The 20,999-nt window shown below is 60.3% G+C and carries 20 protein-coding genes; 6 read left to right on the top strand and 14 right to left on the bottom strand.

Annotation, left to right across the window (positions count from 1 at the left end; all coding sequences use genetic code 11):
- The first annotated feature begins 11 nt into the window (after nt 1-11).
- Entirely contained in the window at nt 12-1,550 is a 1,539-nt protein-coding gene (mctP, locus tag K9B37_RS23045) for a monocarboxylate uptake permease MctP (RefSeq protein WP_224315918.1), read from the top strand.
- A 78-nt stretch (nt 1,551-1,628) separates the two neighbouring features.
- Complete coding sequence (locus tag K9B37_RS23040) at nt 1,629-4,022, top strand: thiamine pyrophosphate-binding protein (protein WP_224315916.1); 2,394 nt, start codon at nt 1,629-1,631, stop codon at nt 4,020-4,022.
- Between the two features lie 57 nt (nt 4,023-4,079).
- On the opposite strand, the gene K9B37_RS23035 is transcribed toward K9B37_RS23040, so the two are convergent.
- The 9 genes from K9B37_RS23035 to K9B37_RS22995 form a co-directional block, all read right to left on the bottom strand.
- Entirely contained in the window at nt 4,080-4,592 is a 513-nt protein-coding gene (locus tag K9B37_RS23035) for an SRPBCC family protein (protein ID WP_224315914.1), read from the bottom strand.
- Complete coding sequence (locus K9B37_RS23030; RefSeq protein WP_224315907.1) at nt 4,589-4,960, bottom strand: ArsR/SmtB family transcription factor; 372 nt, start codon at nt 4,958-4,960, stop codon at nt 4,589-4,591. The genes K9B37_RS23035 and K9B37_RS23030 overlap by 4 nt, the downstream gene beginning before the upstream one ends.
- 141 nt (nt 4,961-5,101) lie before the next feature.
- On the bottom strand, nt 5,102-6,274 hold the full coding sequence (gene tgt / locus K9B37_RS23025) for a tRNA guanosine(34) transglycosylase Tgt (RefSeq protein ID WP_224315906.1): 1,173 nt from the start codon (nt 6,272-6,274) through the stop codon (nt 5,102-5,104).
- A gap of 13 nt (nt 6,275-6,287) precedes the next feature.
- Nucleotides 6,288-7,406: a tRNA preQ1(34) S-adenosylmethionine ribosyltransferase-isomerase QueA gene (queA, locus tag K9B37_RS23020; protein WP_224315904.1), complete on the bottom strand. Its 1,119-nt coding sequence runs from the start codon at nt 7,404-7,406 to the stop codon at nt 6,288-6,290.
- A gap of 144 nt (nt 7,407-7,550) precedes the next feature.
- On the bottom strand, nt 7,551-8,018 hold the full coding sequence (locus tag K9B37_RS23015) for a peptidylprolyl isomerase (RefSeq protein WP_224315902.1): 468 nt from the start codon (nt 8,016-8,018) through the stop codon (nt 7,551-7,553).
- Nucleotides 8,019-8,071: 53 nt separating this feature from the next.
- Entirely contained in the window at nt 8,072-8,578 is a 507-nt protein-coding gene (locus K9B37_RS23010) for a UCP034077 family protein (RefSeq protein ID WP_224315901.1), read from the bottom strand.
- A complete protein-coding gene (locus tag K9B37_RS23005; protein ID WP_224315899.1) occupies nt 8,575-9,126 on the bottom strand; it encodes a peptidylprolyl isomerase in 552 nt (183 codons plus the stop codon). The genes K9B37_RS23010 and K9B37_RS23005 overlap by 4 nt, the downstream gene beginning before the upstream one ends.
- Nucleotides 9,127-9,155: 29 nt before the next feature.
- Complete coding sequence (coaD, locus tag K9B37_RS23000) at nt 9,156-9,656, bottom strand: pantetheine-phosphate adenylyltransferase (protein WP_224315974.1); 501 nt, start codon at nt 9,654-9,656, stop codon at nt 9,156-9,158.
- Nucleotides 9,657-9,983: 327 nt separating this feature from the next.
- A complete protein-coding gene (locus K9B37_RS22995; RefSeq protein WP_224315897.1) occupies nt 9,984-10,856 on the bottom strand; it encodes an urea carboxylase-associated family protein in 873 nt (290 codons plus the stop codon).
- Between the two features lie 340 nt (nt 10,857-11,196).
- Between K9B37_RS22995 and K9B37_RS22990 the strand changes: the two genes are divergently transcribed.
- Nucleotides 11,197-11,847 (top strand): glutathione S-transferase family protein, encoded by a 651-nt coding sequence (locus K9B37_RS22990; RefSeq protein ID WP_224315895.1) that lies wholly within the window; start codon nt 11,197-11,199, stop codon nt 11,845-11,847.
- 69 nt (nt 11,848-11,916) lie between these two features.
- On the opposite strand, the gene K9B37_RS22985 is transcribed toward K9B37_RS22990, so the two are convergent.
- From K9B37_RS22985 to K9B37_RS22965, 5 genes are all read right to left on the bottom strand, one after another.
- Nucleotides 11,917-14,154 (bottom strand): amylo-alpha-1,6-glucosidase, encoded by a 2,238-nt coding sequence (locus tag K9B37_RS22985; RefSeq protein WP_439651781.1) that lies wholly within the window; start codon nt 14,152-14,154, stop codon nt 11,917-11,919.
- Between the two features lie 2 nt (nt 14,155-14,156).
- Nucleotides 14,157-15,248, bottom strand: a complete 1,092-nt coding sequence (locus K9B37_RS22980; protein ID WP_224315891.1) for a glycosyltransferase family 4 protein — start codon at nt 15,246-15,248, stop codon at nt 14,157-14,159.
- A 464-nt stretch (nt 15,249-15,712) separates the two neighbouring features.
- Entirely contained in the window at nt 15,713-15,955 is a 243-nt protein-coding gene (locus K9B37_RS22975; RefSeq protein WP_224315889.1) for a hypothetical protein, read from the bottom strand.
- A 218-nt stretch (nt 15,956-16,173) separates the two neighbouring features.
- Nucleotides 16,174-16,578 carry a DUF1236 domain-containing protein gene (locus K9B37_RS22970; RefSeq protein ID WP_224315887.1) on the bottom strand — a complete coding sequence of 135 codons (405 nt, stop codon included), beginning with the start codon at nt 16,576-16,578 and terminating at the stop codon, nt 16,174-16,176.
- A 318-nt stretch (nt 16,579-16,896) separates the two neighbouring features.
- Complete coding sequence (locus K9B37_RS22965; protein WP_224315885.1) at nt 16,897-17,184, bottom strand: hypothetical protein; 288 nt, start codon at nt 17,182-17,184, stop codon at nt 16,897-16,899.
- A 239-nt stretch (nt 17,185-17,423) separates the two neighbouring features.
- Here K9B37_RS22965 and K9B37_RS22960 point away from each other — a divergent pair, with 239 nt between their 5' ends.
- The 3 genes from K9B37_RS22960 to K9B37_RS22950 all read left to right on the top strand — a co-directional run bounded on the left by K9B37_RS22960 (nt 17,424) and on the right by K9B37_RS22950 (nt 19,880).
- The gene (locus tag K9B37_RS22960) at nt 17,424-18,140 is read left to right on the top strand and encodes a GntR family transcriptional regulator (protein WP_369414411.1); all 717 of its coding nucleotides are present in this window, start codon (nt 17,424-17,426) and stop codon (nt 18,138-18,140) included.
- A 124-nt stretch (nt 18,141-18,264) separates the two neighbouring features.
- Nucleotides 18,265-19,461: a mannonate dehydratase gene (gene uxuA / locus K9B37_RS22955; protein WP_224315881.1), complete on the top strand. Its 1,197-nt coding sequence runs from the start codon at nt 18,265-18,267 to the stop codon at nt 19,459-19,461.
- A 281-nt stretch (nt 19,462-19,742) separates the two neighbouring features.
- Nucleotides 19,743-19,880, top strand: coding sequence for a hypothetical protein (locus K9B37_RS22950; RefSeq protein ID WP_224315879.1), 138 nt, complete (start codon nt 19,743-19,745; stop codon nt 19,878-19,880).
- Nucleotides 19,881-20,999: the final 1,119 nt, after the last annotated feature.

Here is a 20,999-nt window from a genome sequence, read left to right as displayed (position 1 = left end):
GGAGGACGAACATGAACTGGACCGCGCTGATCATCTTCGTCCTGCTTTTCGGTTTCATCACGGTCCTCGGCTTCTTTGCCGCAAACTGGCGGCGGGGGGACCTCGATCTGCTGCATGAGTGGGGTCTCGCCGGCCGGCGGCTCGGCACGCTGGTTGTCTGGTTCCTGCTCGGCGGCGACGCCTACACGGCCTACACCTTCATCGCAGTGCCGGCCCTCGTTTTCGGCGCAGGCGCGATCGGCTTCTTCGCCCTGCCCTACACGATCATCGTCTACCCGCTGGTCTTCCTGATTCTGCCACGCATGTGGGCAGTGGCACACAAGCACAACTACATTACGGCAGCCGACTTCGTCCAAGGGCGCTATGGCAATCGCTGGCTTGCCCTCGCCATTGCGCTGACGGGCATTATTGCGACCATGCCCTACATCGCGCTCCAACTTCTGGGCATCGAAGTGGTGATCGGCGCCATGGGCGTGCAGGCCCAGGGGTTCCTTGGCGACCTGCCGCTCATCATCGCATTCGTGATTCTGGCCGCCTTCACCTACACGAGCGGACTGCGTGCACCGGCGATGATCGCGGTCGTCAAGGATCTGTTGATCTATGTCACGGTCATCGCGATGGTCGTCGTGATTCCGATCGAGCTTGGCGGGTATGGGAATCTGTTTGCGGCAGTGCCTGAGTCGAAGCTGCTTCTCACCTCTCCGAAGGATGGAAATCTAGGACAATACTCCGCCTATGCGACCCTGGCGCTCGGTTCCGCCTTCGCCCTGTTTCTCTATCCTCACACCGTCACCGCAATCCTGAGTTCGAGTGGACGCGAGGTGATCCGTCGCAACGCAGCCTATCTGCCGGCCTATTCCTTCCTCCTCGGCCTTCTGGCCCTGACAGGATTCATGGCGCTCGCACTCAACGTGAACAAATTGCCGGAATTCGCCGATCAATTCGCGCGCTACGGAACGAACTTCGCCGTCCCGGCGCTTATCCTCCACACCTTCCCGAGCTGGTTTGCGGGCGTCGCCTTCGCCGCCATTGCCATCGGGGGTCTCGTCCCGGCAGCGATCATGTCGATAGCGGCCTCGAATCTGTTCACGCGCAACATCTACGTCCCGTTCATCAATCCGGACCGGACACCGCAGCAGGAGGCGAAGAATGCGAAGATCGTATCGCTCATCGTCAAATTCGGAGCGCTTGTCTTCATTATCTTCCTGCCGCTGCAATATGCGATTCAACTCCAGCTTCTGGGCGGCATCTGGATCAGCCAGACCATTCCTGCCGTCATCGTGAGCCTTTACACGCCCTGGCTGAACCCCTGGGCGCTCCTGATCGGCTGGGCTGTCGGCATCCTGACCGGAACCTGGATGGCCGCATCGCAGGCGTTCCAGTCAGCCGTCGTGCCCCTTTCGCTCGGCAGCCTTACCATTCCCGGCTACGCGGCGCTTTATGCGCTTGGCTTGAACTTTGCGTTGTCGATTGTGCTGTCTGCCCTGCTCAACCCGGTCCGAGGGACCCGTGGGGAGGACCAGACGGCGGCAGCAGACTATCAAATGTAGCAGCCCGACGCCTGTCGTGATTGTCCGCGCGAGAACCAGTGTCTATCCTCGGAGCAACCGCATTTCCGAGTTGGCACGATGACCGATCCCCGCCTGCCCTACCTGACCGAGTTCGAGCGCAAGATCCTCTGGCTTTCCAGTTGGACGATCCACAATGCCAATCATCTGCGCTCCAATCGGGACGGGTTGAAGATCGGGGGACATCAGGCCTCGTCCGCTTCGCTTTCCACGATCATGACGGCCCTCTACCTCGCGGTGCTGAAGCCCGAGGATCGCGTGGCGGTAAAGCCCCATGCGAGCCCGATCTTCCATGCCATCCAGTATCTCTTGGGTCACCAGACCCGCGAAAAGCTCGAGAACTTCCGCGGCTATAAGGGGGCGCAGTCCTACCCTTCCCGGACCAAGGACATCGACGATGTCGATTTCTCCACGGGTTCGGTGGGCCTCGGCGTCGCCCAGACCCTCTTTGCGAGCCTCGTCCAGGACTACGTCAAGGCCCATGGTTGGCGGAAGGAGAACCCGGAAGGCCGCATGATCGCCCTCGTCGGCGATGCGGAGATGGACGAAGGCAACATCTTCGAAGCTCTCCTGGAAGGCTGGAAGCAGGGTCTGCGGAACACCTGGTGGATCATCGACTACAACCGCCAGAGCCTCGACGCGGTCGTGCGTGAGGGGCTTTATGCCCGCTTCGAAGCGCTCTTCCGGTCTTTCGGCTGGGACGTGGTGGTGCTCAAGCATGGCTCGCTGATGCAGGAGGCCTTCCGCGAGCCTGGAGGCGAACGCCTGCGCGAGTGGATCGATTCGTGTCCCAATCAGCTCTACTCCGCCCTCACCTTCCAGGGCGGGGCGGCTTGGCGCAAGCGTCTCCTGGATGATCTGGGCGACCAGGGTGACGTGACACGCCTCATTGAGCGGCGCTCCGACGCGGAGCTGGCACGGCTCATGTCCAATCTCGGCGGACACGACCTGCCGAGCCTGCTCCAAGCCTTCGAGGCCGTCGACCATGACCGGCCGACCGTCTTCATCGCCTATACGATCAAAGGCTTCGGCCTGCCGCTCGCCGGCCATAAGGACAATCACGCCGGCTTGCTCACTCCGGCCCAGATGGAAGGTTTCCGTGCCAGCGCCGAGGTGCGGCCCGGACATGAATGGGACAAGTTCGATGGCTTGAGCCTGCCGCAGGCGGATCTCGAGCGGTTCCTGGCCTCGGTCCCGTTCAATGCACGCGGCAAGCGCCGTTACGAAGCAGAGAAAGTGCCTGTCCCGGCTGCGCTCGTCACGCCGCAGCAGCCGACCATGTCGACCCAGCAGGGGTTTGGTCTCATCCTCAACGAGCTCGCGCGCTCCAGTGAGCCCCTGGCGGATCGTATTGTCACGACCGCCCCGGACGTGACCGTCTCGACCAATCTCGGAGCGTGGGTGAACCGCCGTGGCCTGTTCGCCAGGGAGGAGATGAGGGACATCTTCCGATCCGAACGCATTCCATCCACCTTCACCTGGGACTTCAGCCCGAAGGGGCAGCATATCGAACTCGGCATCGCCGAGATGAACCTGTTCATCCTGCTTTCGGCGCTGGGGCTGTCGCATTCCCTGTTCGGCGAGCGGCTCCTGCCGATCGGCACCCTGTACGACCCGTTCATCGCCCGTGGTCTCGATGCCCTGAACTATGCCTGCTACCAGGACGCCCGGTTCATCGTCGCCGCGACGCCCTCCGGCGTCACGCTTGCCCCGGAAGGCGGAGCGCATCAGTCGATCGGAACGCCTCTCATCGGCATGGCCCAGGATGGGCTCGCCTCTTTCGAGCCGGCCTTCGTGGACGAGCTTTCGGTGATCCTCCGCTGGGCTTTCGACTACCTGCAGCGCGACGGGGAAGGCGAGCCGAACGAACGGTCCTGGTTGCGTGACGAGACCGGCGGGTCCGTCTATCTGCGCCTGTCGACGCGCAGCGTCGACCAGCCGCAGCGGGATATGAGCCCGGATCTCGCGTCCGACATCGTCGATGGCGCCTACTGGATGCGAAAGCCAGGCCCCAATGCCCAGGTCGTGGTCGCCTATACGGGCGCGGTGGCGCCGGAAGCCATCGAGGCTCTAGGCCTCATGGCGGAGGACCGTCGCGATGTAGGTCTGCTTGCCATCACGTCGGCAGACCGCTTGAATGCCGGGTGGACGGCAGCGCAGCGCGCCCGTGAGCGTGGGCTCGTCCATGCGCGCAGCCATATCGAGCGCCTGCTTGGTGAAGTGCCCCTCCATTGCGGGCTGGTCACGGTTCTTGACGGTCACCCGGCGACGTTGGCGTGGCTCGGCTCGGTCATGGGTCATCGCACGCGCTCGCTCGGCGTCGAGCATTTCGGCCAAACCGGCACTGTGCAGGATCTTTACCGCCATTTCGGCATCGACGCGCAAGGCATCATTGCCGCTGCGGAAATGATCGCGCCGGGTCGACCGATCCGGCACTTGCGCGCCTTGGGCTGACGACCAACTCGTCATTCCAGGGTCGCACGTGGCCCTGGAATGACGATCGAGGAAGGATCAGGCCGCGCCCTTCGTCGCGCCAGATATCTGCGATTCCAGTACAGTCGCAAGCCGGTCGTAACTCGCCGACACGCCACCCTCCATGCCGGACTTGAGAACCATGTCGCGGGTCTCTTTCGACTCGTAGAGCATCGTGCTCGTCAGGGTCGTCCGACCGTCCTGCTCCCGCAGAACCAGCGTTCCGAGCCCCTCGCCCGGATACCAGGCCTGATCGAAGCGCTCGGTCTGCACGATGCACTCCGGCCGCACGATCTCGCGATAGACACCGCCCATTCCCATCTCGCTGCCACCGGCCGCGTGACGCCAGACGAAGCGATAGGTACCTCCGACTCGCAGGTCGACGTCGCAGACGTCCATCGTCCAGCCATCGGGACCCGTAAGCCACCGCTTCAAGAGCTGTGGCTTGGTGTGGGCGTCGAAGACCAGATCGCGCGGCGCGTCGAAGACCCTCGTCATGACGATCTCGCGGTCCGAGGGTGTCGTCACGACCAATGTTCCGGCGTTCTTCATAAGCTTCCTCCTTCAGGGCGCTCCGCGCCCGCTTGTGGTTCCTGGGCTTTCAGTTCGTCGAGCAAGGCATCGAGGCGCTGGAAGTTGCCCTCCCAATGGCGGCGATAAGCCTCAAGCCATTCGCTGATATCGGCGAGCGGTTTTCCGACGAGACGGCAGGGACGCTTCTGCGCCTCCCGACCGCGGCTGATGAGGCCCGCCTCTTCCAGCACCTTCAGATGCTTGGAGATCGCGGGCTGGCTGATAGCGAAGGGCCGTGCCAATTCCGAGACTGAAGCCTCACCGAGAGAGAGCCGCGCGAGAATGGCGCGCCTCGTCGGATCGGCGAGAGCCGCAAAGGTGGCATCGAGGCGTTGAGCTGCGTTCACGTTATTAGCCATACGGTTATATAACCATATGGTTATTATACTGAGTCGACGGAGTCAAGCGCGCTGGGCGAGCTATGGCCGGCCCGGCGAACGGCTGCTGTCAAATCATTGAATAGAAACCGGGCAGTACTCGCGGACCGATCAGTCTTCGCCGCCCGTCGCCATGTTGTCGATGTGGTCGGCGATACCGTCCCGATCACCCTTCGCCCAGCCTTCCTTCACCTCGGCAATGTGGTCTTCCAGCCGGCCCTCAGCGATGGCCTTTCGCAGGCCGGCCATCAAGTCCTGGTAGTAAGCAAGGTTGTTCCAGGTCAGCAGCATCATGCCGAGGATCTCGTTGGAGCGGACGAGATGATGGAGATAGGCTCGGGAATAGCCGTTGGACGCCGGGCATTTCGAACCCTCGTCAAGAGGACGAGTGTCTTCCGCATGCTTGGCGTTGCGCAGATTCATGCGCCCGAAACGCGTGAAGACCTGCCCATGCCGGCCTGCGCGGGTCGGCATGACGCAGTCGAACATGTCGACGCCCCTGCTCACGGCCTCGACGATGTCGTCCGGCGTGCCGACGCCCATCAGGTAGCGCGGCTTCTCCTTGGGCATATGGGGCTCGACCGCCTCGATCACCCGCAACATCACGTCCTGCGGCTCTCCGACCGCCAGACCACCGATCGCATAGCCCTTGAGGTCGAGGTTGGCGAGTTCCTTCGCGCTTTCGATGCGGAGCCGTTCGACCGCTCCCCCCTGCACGATGCCGAACATGGCCTTGCCGGGCTGCTCGCCAAAAGCGATGCGGCAGCGCTCCGCCCACCGCAGCGACAGGCGCATGGCGTTCTCGGCCACCTCGTCGGAACATGGAAGACGCACGCACTCGTCGAGCTGCATCTGAATGTCGGAACCGAGCAGGCCCTGGATCTCGATGGAGCGCTCCGGGGTCATCACATGGGTCGAGCCGTCGATATGCGACTGGAACGTAACGCCGGTCTCATCGATCTTGCGTAACGCCGCAAGGGACATGACCTGGAACCCGCCGGAATCCGTCAGAATCGGATAGGGCCAGTTCATGAACTTGTGCAGACCACCGAGCTTCGCCACACGTTCGGCACCCGGACGCAGCATGAGGTGGTACGTGTTTCCGAGAACCACGTCGGCGCCGAGCGCTTTCACCTGGTCGGGATACATCGCCTTCACGGTCGCGGCAGTGCCGACCGGCATGAAAGCAGGCGTCCGGATCACTCCGCGCGGCATGCGAATCTCGCCGGTTCGGGCCGTACCGTCGGTCTTCGCCACCGTGAATGTGAACTGATCGGTCGTCATCAAAACCTCTTTGTTAGTCCCGTCCCGCGCGATCCTCGAGGACGGCGTCGGAGTCCGCGCGAAACACCAAGCTCGCATCCCCATAGGAGTAGAAGCGATAGCCTGTCGCAATGGCATGCGCATAGGCAGCGCGCATCCTGTCTAGTCCGGCGAAGGCGGAGACCAGCATGAAGAGCGTCGAGCGTGGCAGATGGAAGTTCGTCATCAGCACGTCGACGCCGCGAAAACGATAGCCGGGCGTAATGAAAATATCCGTATCACCGGAAAACGGCAGGATCATTCCGTCTTCCCGCGCAGCGCTTTCGAGAAGACGCAAGGACGTGGTACCGACGGCGACGACGCGCCCTCCCCGGGCCCTCGCTTCGTTCAGCGCACGCGCGGTCGCCTCGGAAACCGAGCCCCATTCCGCGTGCATCTTGTGCTCGGCGGTGTCGTCTGCCTTCACCGGCAGAAACGTGCCGGCACCCACATGCAGCGTCACGAAATGGCGCGTGATCCCGCGCGCATCGAGGCGGCGGAACAGGTCGTCGGTGAAGTGCAGGCCCGCGGTCGGCGCGGCCACAGCCCCCTCGTCGCGCGCGTAGACCGTCTGATAATCCGTCCTGTCCCGGTCATCGGTCGCGCGCTTTCCCGCGATGTAGGGTGGCAGCGGCAATTCCCCGAGACGAGCGATGGCCTCGTCCAGAAAGGGACCGGTGAACGAAAAGCGCAGGGTGACATCCCCGCCCTCACCCTTCGCTTCGACCTCGGCATCGAGTCGAACGAGCTCGCAGGAGGTGCTCTCGGAGGCTTCACCGAAACGGATCCGGTCCCCGACTTGCAGCTTCTTCGCCGGGCGGGCGAAGGCACGCCAGCGATCGTTCCCTTCCCGCTTATGCAGCATGATCTCGACGCGCGCGGCGGTTTCTTCGCGCATGCGCAGACCATAGAGGCGAGACGGGATAACCCTCGTATCGTTGAGAACCAGCACATCGCCGGGCTGCAGGAGTTCCGGCAGATCGCGCACGATGCGGTCCTCAAAGGACACATCACCTGGCCGAACAATGAGCATGCGCGCGGAATCGCGCGGCTCCGCGGGGCGGAGCGCGATGCGGTCTTCGGGCAGATCGAAATCGAAGAGATCGACACGCATGAAATTTGGCTAGGCCACCCGCGAACTCCCTCTCCATTAGGGAGAGGGCTGGGATGAGGGGTTACATGGTCGCCACGTTGACCTCAACGGTGCGCTCCCCTCATCCGGACTTCGCGTAGCCTCTCCCTTGCCGGGAGAAGCGATTTAGGCCACGTCCGCCGCGACCTTCATGGAGACGATGCTGTCCGGATCACGAACAGGCTCGCCGCGCTTGATCTTGTCCACGTTCTCCATGCCTTCCGTTACCTTGCCCCAGACGGTGTATTGCTTGTCGAGGAAGCGGGCATCGTCGAAGCAGATGAAGAACTGCGAATTGGCGGAGTGCGGATAGTTGGTACGCGCCATCGACACCGTTCCCCGCACATGCGGCTCGGCGTTGAACTCGGCCTGGAGGTCAGGCAGATCGGAACCGCCGGTACCGGTGCCCTGCGGGCAGCCGGTCTGAGCCATGAAGCCGTCGATCACCCGATGGAACACGATGCCGTCATAAAAGCCCTGCCGCGCCAGAGTCTTGATGCGCTCCACATGCTTCGGGGCGAGGTCGGGGCGAAGCTCGATAACCACGCGGCCCTTGGTGGTTTCCAGAATGAGTGTGTTCTCGGGATCGGCCATCGTCTTCTCCTGACTGAAAATACTGTAACTGCGAGATACGTCGCTTCTGCCGATCACATAGGCCGCGTGTCGGAGAAACGGAAGGTGAAAATGCGACCCGCGACGGCTCCGCCGAGCTTTTCCGAGAATGGAAGGGGCGTGCAGCGCGTGAAGGCTTCTTGAATGGACCGCGTGAATGGCTCGCGCTGATCCGGCATGTTCCCGGCCCGATAATAGGTGATGCGGGGCTTTCCGAGAACGTCGCCGTTGCGCTTGAACGCGATGCGCAAGGTGACCTCCTGTCCGGAAAACCCACTGCCGGCGGGTGGCCGCCAGCAGGCCTGTAACGCGCTAAAAATGCCATTCAGGTTGTCGATCTTTTCGGTCCGTTCGCCCTCTCCCGGGCGAATCGTGCCGTTGATGCCCTCCGGCAGGCTCGGGCTCGGATCGAGCCGCCGGAGTGGATCGTCGTGATCTTCCCGAGGCGACAAGTCCTGCGCGGCAACCGGTCCAGCCCAGGCCGCCGCGAGAAGAAACGCAGCGATGAGCCGCCGCGCCGATCGTGTCGCCGGAATGGTCATGACTTCGCGTCGGCGGCGACCTGCATCTTCACGATCTTGTCGGGACCGCTGACCATGCCGTTGGCAGCGGGATCGCCCTTCTTGATCTTGTCCACGACGTCCATGCCGGACACCACCTCGCCGAAGAGCGTGTATTGGCCGGTGAGCGGGCCACAGCCCTCGTAGCAGATGAAGAACTGGCTATTGGCCGAATTCGGATCCGACGAACGGGCCATGCCGACCGAGCCGCGCTTATACTGCGTCTTGGTGAACTCCGCCGGGACGTTCGGCAGGTCGGACTTGCCCGTGCCGGTGCCCGTCGGATCGCCGGTCTGGGCCATGAAGCCTCCGATCACCCGATGGAACGGCACGCCGTTGTAGAAGCCACGCTTGGTTAGCGCCTTGATCTGCTCCACGTGCTTGGGGGCCAGATCCGGGCGCAGGAGGATGGTGATGCGGCCGTCCTTCGTATCGAGATAGACCGTGTTCTGCGGATCCGTGGCCTGCTGGGCGGCAGCGGGGGCTAGACCGGCGAGCACGAGCGCTCCGGCTGCGAGCAAACGCTTCATGAAGTACACTCCTTCGAGGATAAGCGGCGTCATTGCCGCTGGAATTTGGCCTTCAGTCGCGCGGCGACAAGGTCCGGCACGAAGGCTGAGACATCGCCGCCCATTCCGGCGATCTGACGTACAAGCGTGGCGGTGATGGGGCGAACCGGAGGCGAGGCCGGCAAAAAGACCGTCTGGATCTCCGGCGCCATCGCGGCATTCATGGAGGCCATCTGAATCTCGTAGTCGAAATCCGTCCCGTCCCTCAGGCCGCGGACGATCAGCGTGGCGCCGTGGCGCCGGGCGGCCTCCACCGCAAGATCGTTGAACGTTACGACCTCCAGGTCGGTCCCGGTCGTGGCCAGAAGCGGCCCGCAGACAGCACGAAGCAACTCGGCCCGCTCCTCGGCAGGGAAGACGGGCGTCTTGGACGAATGCACCCCGATGGCGAGAACGAGCCGATCGGCCAGGCGACAAGCCTGCCGGACCACGTCGACATGGCCGTTGGTCACGGGATCGAAGCTGCCGGTATAGAGTGCGGTGCGGTTCATCGCGTCAAGGCGTAGCTTGAGAAAAGCTTCGGAGCAAGCCGTGCGGGCGCGCACCGCAGCTCGGTCCACGGAATGCCATCTTCCCCACGACCTTGAAGGAGGGTCCCATGCTGTTCCGCCTTCTGATCGTAGCAATCACCGCTATCGCCGTTCTAAGCCCGGCCGCCCTTGTGAGTCTGGGCTGATTCACATGACTTTTCCCAACGAGAGGCCCTACGGACTGGGGCGACGCGGACATTGTTCACTTTTTCCCTAGGGCCTCATTAAAGCCGGGCTGTGTCCTTACGCCGGCGCCCCACCCCAGATCAGAGACTGCGGAATAATATCCTACGAAGGCGCTTCTTCGCCATGTCCTCCATGATAGGCGCTCCGCGCCGGCGAGACCCATCCCACGGGCGGCGCTTTCGGCCGATAGATCTCGACGAGCAACGGATGGCAGGCGGCGACATCGCTCGAATGCTCGGAGCTGCAATCGCCCCCCGGACAGGCTGACAGGGCGCCGAGAAGATCGATTTCCGCGAAAAACTCGAGGAAGTCGCCCGGCCTGACGGGACTCGCCTTCATGAAATACTGCCCCGTATCGCGCGTGAAACCGGTGCACATGAAGACGTTGAGCACGTCATGGACCGCAGGCTCAACTTCGGCGAGCGGTCGGTGCAGGCGATGTGCGAGGGCGCGCGTCAGATTGGAGTGGCAGCAGTGATGATAGTCATGCCCGGACAGAAGCCGGTGCGTATAAGGATCGCAGCGTGTGCCGATCACATCATGAACGGAGCCGCCCCACTCGTCGAAACCATACCAGTCGAGCGTATCCTGCGTGATGGTCGCCATCGGCCGAAGATAAGGCAGCGACGACCAGAGACGGTCACCGGTCGAAAGATGGGTACCATGCAGCGCCCGCGTCTTGCCGGAAAAGAAGCGCTCCTTCAGATCCTGCATCGACCACAGGTTAAGATCACCCACTTGCGGTCCTTCGATCGAGACGATGCGGAAAAAGGAACCCGCGGGCACCTCGAAGGTACGCGCGTCGCGCGGCGGCACGATGACCTCGTCCACCTTCTGCCAACCGTCCCGCGCAGCCCGATAGGCCGGAAGATCTGGCGGTGCCAAGCTGTCCGTCGGATAGCAGATGACCGGCGGAATTTTCCTGCGCGCCCCGGAATCCAGCGGCTCAGGCCCCTCACCTTTTTCCAGCTTCATTCGTTCCTCCAGCGAGTCGTCACCGGCCACTTTATCGAGAAGCCGTTGCGGGTGGCTAGCTGAAGGACACTGTGAGAATGTCACACGCGGAATGCCGTTCATCCGCGGAAAAGGGACTCAAGACACCTGAGCTGAGCCTTCGTCAGCCAGAATTGATCATACATTGGCAGTTTCTCCCGCTGCACTTGAATGTCGACGTCACATGACATGGAATTCGAGCTCGCCAAGCCCTTCCATGCTGACTGAGCGGATGTCAGACCAGGGAGAGACATCGCCATGAAACAAGCGTTAACAATCGACGACGTAATGTGCTGTGGCGTCATTCCCCCGGAAGCTTCCAATGACCCCCACCATCACCGCCTTTGAACGGTCGCCCGACGGCGGCAAGGGTCTGGCGCGCGATATGCGCGTTCGCTGGGCACTCGAAGAAGTGGGCCAACCTTACGACGTTCGTCTCCTTTCGTTCGAAGCGATGAAGGCTCCCCCACACCTTGCGCTCCATCCTTTCGGACAGATCCCGACCTATGAAGAAGGCGATCTCGTCCTGTTCGAGTCGGGAGCGATCGTGTTCCATATCGCGGAGCGCCATGCGGGCTTGCTCCCACACAATGTGAATGCCCGGGCGCGAGCGATCACATGGATGTTTGCCGCGCTCAACACGATGGAGCCGCCGATCGTTGATCGCGCAATCGCCAGGCTCGTCGAGCGCGACGAAGCCTGGCACGAGCAACGCATGACCGTCGTCGAGGGGCGCATCCGTAAGCGATTGAGCGAGCTTTCCGGTCACCTTAGCGACGCCGACTGGCTCGACGGCGAGTTCAGTGCCGGGGACCTTCTGATGACGTCGGTACTACTCAGGTTGAAAAGTTCGGGTCTTCTGGACGAATATCCGAACCTTTCCGCTTATGCCGCCCGTGGTGAAGCGCGGCCCGCCTACAAACGTGCATTCGACGCTCAATTGGCGGTTTTCACCGCGGCATCGACGAGGTGACAACAGACCTCTCTGGGCGCGACGCGGTCTCCCAGCCTTTCGCGCAGTCGATGGGTCCTGACCTTAAGATCAGTTCGTAATGACGACCTTCACATCCCCCGTCCGGCTCAGGACGTGGGCTGCCACCTCGCGACCCGCCCGCTGGACCGCCAGATCAAGCCGGCATTCCCCAAGGACGACGTTTCGCAGGACGAGTTCATCGAGGAAATCCGGCAGGACGGGCCGGTTCAGCCGCACCGCCTTGGTCGCAGGATCAAAATCCATGCCAAGGCAGGCCTGCACCAAGCTGAACGGTGTCGCCGCCGCCCAGGCCTGAGGCGCACATGCGACCGGATACAGCGTCGGCCCTTGTCCGCGGCGTCTGGGAAAACCACAGAAAAGCTCGGGCAAACGCCTGAGGTCTATATACACGGATGCGTGGAAGAGCCCTTCAAAGATCCTCGCGGCCTCCTGCTTGAAGCCGTATCGGGCCAAACCCAGCGCAATCAGCGCGTTGTCGTGCGGCCACACCGAACCGTTGTGATATGACATCGGATTGTAGCGCGCCTCCGCAGAGGCGATCGTCCTTACGCCAAAGCCAGAAAATGAAGCGGAGTTCATGAGCGTCTCGGCCAGCTGGGCCGCGCGCTCGGGCCGCGCGATGCCCGTGAATAGCGCATGCCCTGCGTTGGAGGAACGGACTCGACAAGGTCGCTTCTCACCGTCCAATGCCAAGGCATAAGTGCCGAGATCCTCGCACCAAAACGCATCGTCGAACTGCTGCCTCAGCGCTTCAGCCTCCGTCTCCAGCACAATAGCCTGATCAACCCTTCCCAGAGAGCGTGCAATTCGGGATGCTGCCTGTTTGGCAGCGAAGGCATAGCCTTGTACCTCGCAGAGCGCAATCGGCCCACGCGCCATACTACCATCCGCATGGAAAATGGAGTCGTGACTATCCTTCCAGCCTTGATTGACGAGCCCCTCCGTCGTTCGCCGGCCGTATTCGAGGAATCCGTCTCCATCCCGGTCGCCGAAGATTTTTTGCCAGTGCAAAGCGGCCTCGATATGGGGCCAGAGTTTCTCCAGAGTCTGAACATCGTTCGTGCGCTCAAGATAAGCGCCGGCCAGCATCACGAACAATGGCGTCGAGTCGACACTGCCGTAATATCGGCGGAAGGGCACTTCGCCAAGTTCGGCCATCTCGCCATAACGAACTTCATGAAGGATCTTGCCCGGTTCAGCGTCCGCGGCGGGATCCTCGATCTGAGCCTGGTTGGCCGCCAGGAATCCGAGAACACCCTGCGCCAGGGCCGGATCCATCCATAGGGTCTGATAGGCCGTGATCAGAGCGTCACGGCCAAACGCAGTACTGAACCACGGGGTTCCAGCGTAAGGATAGGGCCCCTCACGCGTATCTGTTACCAGCATATAAAGGTCGGAAAGGGAGCGGCGCAGGGCCTCGTTGAAAATCTCGTTCGAGGTATTGATCAATGTCGCGCGAGAGGACGACTGCCGCGCGCGTCGCCGTGCTTCGACCATCGACAGGAGATAGTGCTCCCGTGGGCGCCGCTGCGGCAGATCGCCATCACAGTGGATTTCGACGAAGATCACCGCACGCTGTCCTGGCCTGACGTCCACATCGAATACCGCCCTTCGCGATTCAAGGCGCGTCGGAGGCGGGTCAAAGCGAAGACGCGTGATCCTCGTTTCATCGTCGAGACCACGATAGGACAGAGTGACGCTTCCGGTCCCGACCTCGGCCGGATAAAATGTACCCCTGCGCTGGCGCCGCATGCCTCGAACTTCAAACAGATCCGCGAAGTCCGCCTCGAACCGCAGCTCCAACGTCAGATGTTGAGGCCGGTCTCCGAAGTTGCGAACCAGCAGACGTTCATACCCAGCAGCTCTCCAAAGGAACTTCGACCGGCGAATATGAATGACATCATGCTCTAGAAAGAGCCGCCCTGCGTCGTCTGGCAGGTCTGGATTGGTCAAATCACACGTGAGAACGGCATTATCGTCACGAAGCGTGGAAGATAGAAGAATGGGATGCGTGCCATTGATCAGAAGATCCAAGTGGGAGAGATGCCGTGTGTCACGGTGAAACAAGCCATCCGGATTTCCCTCGCCCGAAAGAATGTCCCCGTTGCGATCGAACACGCCGAAAGTATCGCCATGCTTGAGAACGCGCGGCCTCCGCTCCTGCAGAGACGACTGCGATATGACTGCAAATTGATCAGGGGATGCATCTGGCGTCTCGTCCACCGATTGAACTTTCAGATCAGTCACCACGTCCCCCTCACCCAAGACGGTCGCTTCAATACGCATGACTATGCCACCACATGCAGCGACGCCGCTTTTCCATTTATCCGGCGGTGAACCGCATCTCGACGTAAGCCGGGCAGGCTACGATAGACTTCAAGATAGTCACGAGCCATTCGCTCGACCGTGAAGCGCTCCTGGAAGCAGCGACGCACCTCAGCGCGAGCCAACAGCCTGAGCGCATGAACGGCCTCGACAGCCTCCTCCACCGTGTCGACAATGAAACCGGATCTTCCATGATCGACAACTTCCGGAACAGACCCCGATCGAAAAGCGATTACGGGTGTTCCGCACGCCATCGCTTCGATCATCACGATTCCGAACGGCTCGGGCCAGTCGATCGGAAAGAGAAGGGCAGCAGCTTTGCCCAGAAAGTCGGCTTTCTGGCTCTCGTTGATCTCGCCGATGAACTCGACATTGTCTTGAGCCTCAACCATAGGCTTGATGACTTCGTCCCAATACGCCTGGTCGATTCTGTCGACCTTCGCCGCTATCTTGAGCGGCATTCCGGTCTTGGCGGCAATCTCAATTGCGCGATCTGGCCCCTTCTCCGGCGAGATCCGCCCAAGAAACGCAAGGTATCCTCCGGTTGCATTTGCATGGAACGGCAGGAGATTCTCAGGCAGGCCATGATGGACGGTATCAATCCAATTTACATCCGGGATTGGTTTACGTTGGTCATCCGAGATTGAGACCAGCGGGGCGTCCAAAAATGCTTTATAGAACGGAGCCAGATCTGCGAGATCAAGACGCCCATGTGTTGTCGTAACTGCCCTGTCCGCAATTTCGCGGACGAAGGGGAAATGCAGCAGATCGGTATGGAAATGGACGACGTCGAAATCGCGAGCCCGTTGCCTAACCTGATCAAGCATCATGATGTGATAGGGCAACGGATCTCTGATAGCGGAATTGAGCCGAAGAGCCATGCTGCAGCATGGTACCAACTCGGCATTGGTCACAGAATCACCGGATGCAAACAAGGTCACATCATGGCCCTGTCTTACCAGTTCTTCGGTGAGATAAGAGACAATCCTTTCCGTTCCGCCATAGAGTTGCGGCGGAACGCTTTCGTACAGGGGAGCCACCTGGGCAATCTTCATCGACCAAAATCTCCTCGAAGAGCGAAGAATCGACGGTGAGCTTCACACGGTGGCGTCAAGCGGACCCGCGTGTCACAAGGCGCTAACGAGGCAGGATGCACACTCAGGCTCGCAAGGCGACCTATCGGCAAGCGAAGTGGTCCGCCCTATGCGCGCTCCTCATTTTACGTCTCAGCCACGCTCTTCAATCAGCATCCGATACATATATCGGGTATCTCGCTCATCGGTTCCCTAAGTAATGGAGATCACTTCGTCATTTTGAGCGTAATGAGATTCAGGGCATGCTAAATGCCAGAGACAAGAATGCTCAAAGCTCATGAAATAAGGTCGAGCAGCGCCGATATGGTGGCCCCGTGGAATGGCGTTTCTTGAGAATGCATCGCTGCGAAGCAGTTTCACTATTCGCGGAAACGCCAGCCCCCAAGGACAGCCTCTAACGACATATCTACACAACTGCCTGCGACTTATGGCTTTGGAGCTTCAGACAGATCCTCGTCGCAGGCTTGAAGAATTTCGATCAGGCGAGCGACGCGACCCGACGGTGGATGTCTGCCATCCTTCGATAGGACTTCGCCGTTCTCCAGCCATGCATAGGCCTCCGTGAGCTCGGTTCGATTAACGCCGAGCTTAAGGATCTCGGTCAGCACCTCGTCGTCCGCGGGCCCAACCAACGCGCTCACCTCTTCGCGTGATAACCTGTCATCCATAGGGGTCTCCCAATGCCGTCGAGACTTTGTCTCGATCTGGGGATTAGAGCACCTCTATCAAGGCTGCATTTGGATCTCGAGCGCACCGCGACGCCCGACTAGCAGTATAGCTGCGTTTCAACACGATCTGAGCGTCTTAAACCTCATGGCAACGATCCCCGGCAGCGAAGATTGCGCTGCCGGGGCATCCTTCTAGGCCGGATGTCTGGTGATCGTTTCTAGTGAATGACCTGTACGATCTTACGGGTCTTCGGCTCAACGAGCACGGGAGTATTGTTCACGACCGTGTATCGATATCCCTTTACCTTATACTGGGCGGGCACCTCGTGGTACGTCACCCCAGATTCCGGCAGAACCGAGCCTACACGAACCTCTTCCTTGTAGGTGTACGAGGGGACCTTCTGGGTCGTCACATACTGGCGGAATTCAGGCTGCTGCTGATCGGCAATACCGCCGACGATTGCACCCGTGACACCACCAACGGCAGCACCGACAGGTCCGCCAACAACCGCACCGCCTACGGCTCCCGTCGCAGCTCCAGCGGCAGCCCCTCCCTGAGCGAATGCGCTCACAGGCGCAAGAAGGGCAACGGCGGCAGCCGCGAGAAGGATCTTCCTTGACATGTTCAACTCCTGAAAAGCTTCCCGGGCTCTTCACCCGTTGCCATGCAACGCACAGGACCTGAAGTAGTTTCAAAGCAGGTTAAAGTATGTTTCCGCAGCCGGACGTATGAATGGAACCTGAATAAAAGAAAATTTGCTTATCTTCCTACGTGGATGCTGACCAGAGCACACTTTATGTTACAGAAGACAGGTTAAGCTGCTGTATGATCCCTCGCTTTCACCGCATCCTGCACCGTCCAAAGCCGCGTCCATCGAGCGAGAGACGGAGGACGTTCGCTGCGCTCTCTAATATGTAGAATGTGATCTTTCGAGGCGGGCCTATTCAGGCTTCGCATGTGCGGAAAGAGCTTTCAGCAAGTCGAGGCATCTCTCGGCCACGATGTCCGGTACGTTTGGATCGCCGTCATAATGTCTCATGAGGACGGCGCTTGCTTGCTCATAGAGATCGTTCAGATTGCCAGAGATGCCTGGGCGGGCGCTCGGGAATTCCGACTTCGTCAGCGCCTTTCGTGATCGGCCTTTCGACTTCCGTCCCTTAAAAAGGGAGAGGACCTCATTGTGCTTCGCGCTTGCCCTTAGATCTGCGAGAGCGATGATGTCGGCCATACGGGACTCCGCCACTGAACTTCCAGATTCATAATCAGCTTCCGGTCAATCAACGGCAGTTATTCCGGGTTAGCCCGGTGATCTCTTTCCTTTCATCAGACTTTCCGACTATCGCTGTCCCCGGAAGCACATCCAGCATGAGCTCTAATTGCCTACGGACGGCTTGATTCAAGACAAGATGTTGTGCTACTTGTCGACTAGTCGACAAGAATCCTTTGGATCGCGGAAGCGAATTTCTGATGCCCTCAAACATGCGAGAACAGGTAGAGCGGCTGTCAGGCCCTGGAGCCTCCCTCCCCTCTGCAACGGTACGCGGGATCCACAGTCAGATCCGTCATGATATTGTGACCCTCCGCTTAAAACCTGGCGCCCGTCTCTCCGAGAATGAACTTGCGCTTCGCTTCGGCACGAGCCGGGCCCCGGTCCGAGAGGCGCTCATTCGTCTCGTCGAAGAGGGCCTGATCGATGTTCAGCCTCAGCGTGGCAGCTTCGTAAGTCGCATTTCGCTGGCTGCCATGCAGAGGGCGCGCTTCGTGCGCGAGTCGCTTGAAGTGGCCATCGCTCGACGTGCAACTGAACGCGGGCTCTCGCAGGAAGCGCAGGACAGAATTGCGGCCGCCCTTGAGGAACAGGAACGCGTCCAGACCGACCCCGAACTGTTCACGGCGGCGGACGATGCGTTTCATCGCGCACTGGCAGATGACATCGGAATTGCCCAGATCTGGGCCGTTCTTGAACGAGAAAAATCGCAATTCGACCGTGTGCGCTTCTTGAGCCTCCCGGTCATTACGCCGGTGTCGGCTCTGATCACCCAGCACAGAAATATTCTGACTGCAGTTCTCGAGCGAGACCCAGCCGCAGCCGAGGCGGCCATAAGGGTTCACTTGTCTGAAGTCCTGAAAAGCGCCGAAGCACTTGCAGCCGAATATCCGGATCTCATTCTCGATGACGCATGAAATCGATTTCACCTTCCTTCCGGTCCCCCCTGGAGCAGAGCTTGACTCCCTAGCTCGCCTTACCGGTCAGAAACCCAACCGCAGTCCCGGCGCATAGGCCCGGTTTTCTCACGAGGTTACCACCATGGAACAGACTTGGCGCTGGTTCGGTCCCGACGACGTCGTCCAGCTTCCGCACATCCGTCAGACCGGCGCGACCGGAATCGTGACAGCCCTCCACCAGATCCCTTATGGGGTCGTGTGGACAGTGGAGGAAATCGAGACTCGAAAGGCGATGATTGCAGCAGATCCTTCGCTGGGCCTCCGCTGGAGCGTCGTCGAGAGCCTTCCTATCCATGAAAGTATCAAGATCGGCGAGGGAGATCTTGGACCGCTGTTCGACAATTATCGCCAGTCCCTGCGCAACCTAGCACAGTGCGGCGTAACGACAGTGTGCTACAACTTCATGCCGGTGGTTGACTGGACGCGGACGGAACTTGCCCATCCGCTGCCCGGCGGCGGAACCGCGCTGCGCTTCAATGCTCACGAATATGCTGCGTTCGACTGCTTCATGCTCGAACGCACTGGTGCGGAGAGCGATCACTCGCCGGACGTGCTCGCGCGCGCAAAGATATGGTTCGACCGCTCGTCGGAAGCGGATCGCCGCAAACTTCTGGCCAATATCATGGCCGGTCTTCCGGGAGCCTATGACCGATACGATATTCCGGGCCTGCGGCGCATCCTCGATCGCTATCGCGACGTCGATAAAACGCGCCTTCGTGAGAACCTCGCCCGCTTTCTACGTGAAGTCATTCCGGTAGCGGAAGAGGTCAACATCCGCATGTGCATTCATCCCGACGATCCACCGCGCCCTTTAATGGGGCTGCCCCGTATCGTCTCGAACGAGGATGATCTGGCCTTTATCATCGGCGCTGTCAATTCCCCGGCGAACGGCATTACCTTGTGCAGCGGCTCGCTCGGTGCAGGCGTCACCAACGACGTGCCCGCGATCGCACGGCGCTTCGCTGAAAAGATCTATTTCGCTCATCTCCGGAATGTCACAAAGGATGCCGATGGATCGTTCATGGAGGCCGATCATCTCGGTGGCGATACCGATATGGTAGCCGTCGTGACGACGATCCTTGAGGAGCAGAAGCGCCGAAAGGATTTCGGCGATCCGCGGTGGCGCATTCCCATGCGTCCTGACCATGGCCACGAACTGCTCGACGACGTAGGCAAGCCGACGCATCCGGGCTATCCGGCGATCGGCCGCCTCAGGGGCCTTGCGGAACTACGGGGAGTCATGACGGCAGTCGCGTCCCTTCGAGGTCTACCGCTCTAGGACTCCCTTCGGAAGAGAGAGGCCGGGACTTCAGATCTCGGCCTTTCGGTTTCAGTTGCGTGGTCGAGGAACAGACGGCTCGTCGGATCGCCCATCCTCGGACGGAAGCTTCTCGAACTCGTAGCCGAGGCAGCTGGCCTGCCATTCCAACTCCCGACGGTTTCAGGAACTGCGGAAATCCCAAGCCTGTCGGCAATGGCCACAAATTCCGCTCGCGCTCGGAACAGCTTCGCCCTTTCCCGATTGACTCGTGTGCATCCAACTGTCTCGGGAGGCGAGCCATGGCTCACCGCGAACAGCACGGCAACCGCGAATCCAAAAAGCCAGCCAAAGAACGTCCGAAGGACAACCTCCACGGCGAGTCAAAACGTTGGGCCGTCAGCGAGGCCTTCCAGGAAAAGGCCAAGCCCAAGCACTAGATCTGCTCCTGCCGGCCTGGAATGGTGAAGTCGTCCGTCGGACCTCGGGAAGTGGAAATACCTTGTACTGGTATAAGGAGTGCGGCCATATCCGCCCCCGTTACGGGGTAGCAATGACGAGACGCGTCACCAGCGTTCGCCCGATACCAAGTTGCTGCTGCCCGTTGGACAAGCTCCCTCCGCGCGGGGACAGAAACTTCGTCCAGGCCCGCGCATTTTCATGCCGAGATCACGAACGAACACCATATCGATCTCTATGACGATGGTCGCTTATGTCCCGGCAATGTCGCACGGAAGATCCGTGGCATTCGCCTTTGTCCGCAATCGGCCACGCTGGGTCTAGGTCCGTCTATGAGCCGATGCTTCAGGTGCTTGACCAATATCCTACAGGCCATGATTGAAGCAGCCGGAAGCCTTGCTCTGAGAACCAGCGGAAATCCAGATCGCACCTGCATACGTGACGACCGTTAATTACATCTTGTTAACGACGATTGCCGAGCCATCTATTGAAAGACCCCGACACTCTTCGGGCAATAAAGACGCGGTGGAATAGGCCCCTTGTGGGCTCATGATCATTTTCTCTTGCAAAGCGCAGGAGATCGATTATGTGTCCCTCCCCGCGCCGCTGCAAAAGCAGGCAGGCGCTTTTCCCGGATACGGCAATCGTCGGCCCTGGTCTCTTCCAGGAAGCAACGCTGCGCCTTTTCGAAAGCATGCAGCTCTCGGACCGATCGGTTCTGCCGCACGCTTTCGAAGCGGATTCCCTTGCGGGTTTCTATGCTCCGGACTCAATGCATGAGCCTTGAAGAGTTTGAAGCAATTCAAACCTGCTCACAGGCTCCTCTGACAAATCGCTCAAGAGGCCGAATGGCATCAAGCTATTTGGCAAAGTAACGCGGAAGACTATACGTTTCCGCGAACGCAATTACTTTGCCAAAAACGAATGACACTCGGAAGTCGCCTTACAAGAACTGAAAATTTCTTCCGTTTTTGTGTTGACACTGGAGTGGGTCTTTTGTAGATGACTGTTCATCGGCGGCGCGGTTCTGGGACGGACGGCGCGGCGAGCTTCGGGACCGCAGGGTCTTTTGAGGTTTTGGCATCGGGAGTGATGCCTTT

The sequence above is a fragment of the Microvirga puerhi genome (assembly GCF_020089865.1).
Lineage (GTDB): Bacteria > Pseudomonadota > Alphaproteobacteria > Rhizobiales > Beijerinckiaceae > Microvirga > Microvirga puerhi.
The sequence above is the reverse complement of the archived record's forward strand: the minus strand, read 5'-3'. Positions and strand labels throughout refer to the sequence as shown.

Bases quoted from the DNA above. Each gene is read 5' to 3' on its own strand.
- tgt (WP_224315906.1), bottom strand. From the start codon at position 6,274: ATGACGACCGATCAGTTCACATTCACGGTGGCGAAGACCGACGGTACG.
- K9B37_RS22990 (WP_224315895.1), top strand. From the start codon at position 11,197: ATGACCCCCACCATCACCGCCTTTGAACGGTCGCCCGACGGCGGCAAG.
- K9B37_RS23005 (WP_224315899.1), bottom strand. From the start codon at position 9,126: ATGAAGCGTTTGCTCGCAGCCGGAGCGCTCGTGCTCGCCGGTCTAGCC.
- K9B37_RS22950 (WP_224315879.1), top strand. From the start codon at position 19,743: ATGGCTCACCGCGAACAGCACGGCAACCGCGAATCCAAAAAGCCAGCC.
- K9B37_RS23015 (WP_224315902.1), bottom strand. From the start codon at position 8,018: ATGGCCGATCCCGAGAACACACTCATTCTGGAAACCACCAAGGGCCGC.
- K9B37_RS22980 (WP_224315891.1), bottom strand. From the start codon at position 15,248: ATGAAGATTGCCCAGGTGGCTCCCCTGTACGAAAGCGTTCCGCCGCAA.
- K9B37_RS23035 (WP_224315914.1), bottom strand. From the start codon at position 4,592: ATGAAGAACGCCGGAACATTGGTCGTGACGACACCCTCGGACCGCGAG.
- queA (WP_224315904.1), bottom strand. From the start codon at position 7,406: ATGCGTGTCGATCTCTTCGATTTCGATCTGCCCGAAGACCGCATCGCG.
- mctP (WP_224315918.1), top strand. From the start codon at position 12: ATGAACTGGACCGCGCTGATCATCTTCGTCCTGCTTTTCGGTTTCATC.
- K9B37_RS23040 (WP_224315916.1), top strand. From the start codon at position 1,629: ATGACCGATCCCCGCCTGCCCTACCTGACCGAGTTCGAGCGCAAGATC.
- coaD (WP_224315974.1), bottom strand. From the start codon at position 9,656: ATGAACCGCACCGCACTCTATACCGGCAGCTTCGATCCCGTGACCAAC.
- K9B37_RS22960 (WP_369414411.1), top strand. From the start codon at position 17,424: ATGCCCTCAAACATGCGAGAACAGGTAGAGCGGCTGTCAGGCCCTGGA.
- K9B37_RS22985 (WP_439651781.1), bottom strand. From the start codon at position 14,154: ATGCGTATTGAAGCGACCGTCTTGGGTGAGGGGGACGTGGTGACTGAT.
- K9B37_RS22965 (WP_224315885.1), bottom strand. From the start codon at position 17,184: ATGGCCGACATCATCGCTCTCGCAGATCTAAGGGCAAGCGCGAAGCAC.
- K9B37_RS22975 (WP_224315889.1), bottom strand. From the start codon at position 15,955: ATGGATGACAGGTTATCACGCGAAGAGGTGAGCGCGTTGGTTGGGCCC.
- K9B37_RS22995 (WP_224315897.1), bottom strand. From the start codon at position 10,856: ATGAAGCTGGAAAAAGGTGAGGGGCCTGAGCCGCTGGATTCCGGGGCG.
- uxuA (WP_224315881.1), top strand. From the start codon at position 18,265: ATGGAACAGACTTGGCGCTGGTTCGGTCCCGACGACGTCGTCCAGCTT.
- K9B37_RS23010 (WP_224315901.1), bottom strand. From the start codon at position 8,578: ATGACCATTCCGGCGACACGATCGGCGCGGCGGCTCATCGCTGCGTTT.
- K9B37_RS22970 (WP_224315887.1), bottom strand. From the start codon at position 16,578: ATGTCAAGGAAGATCCTTCTCGCGGCTGCCGCCGTTGCCCTTCTTGCG.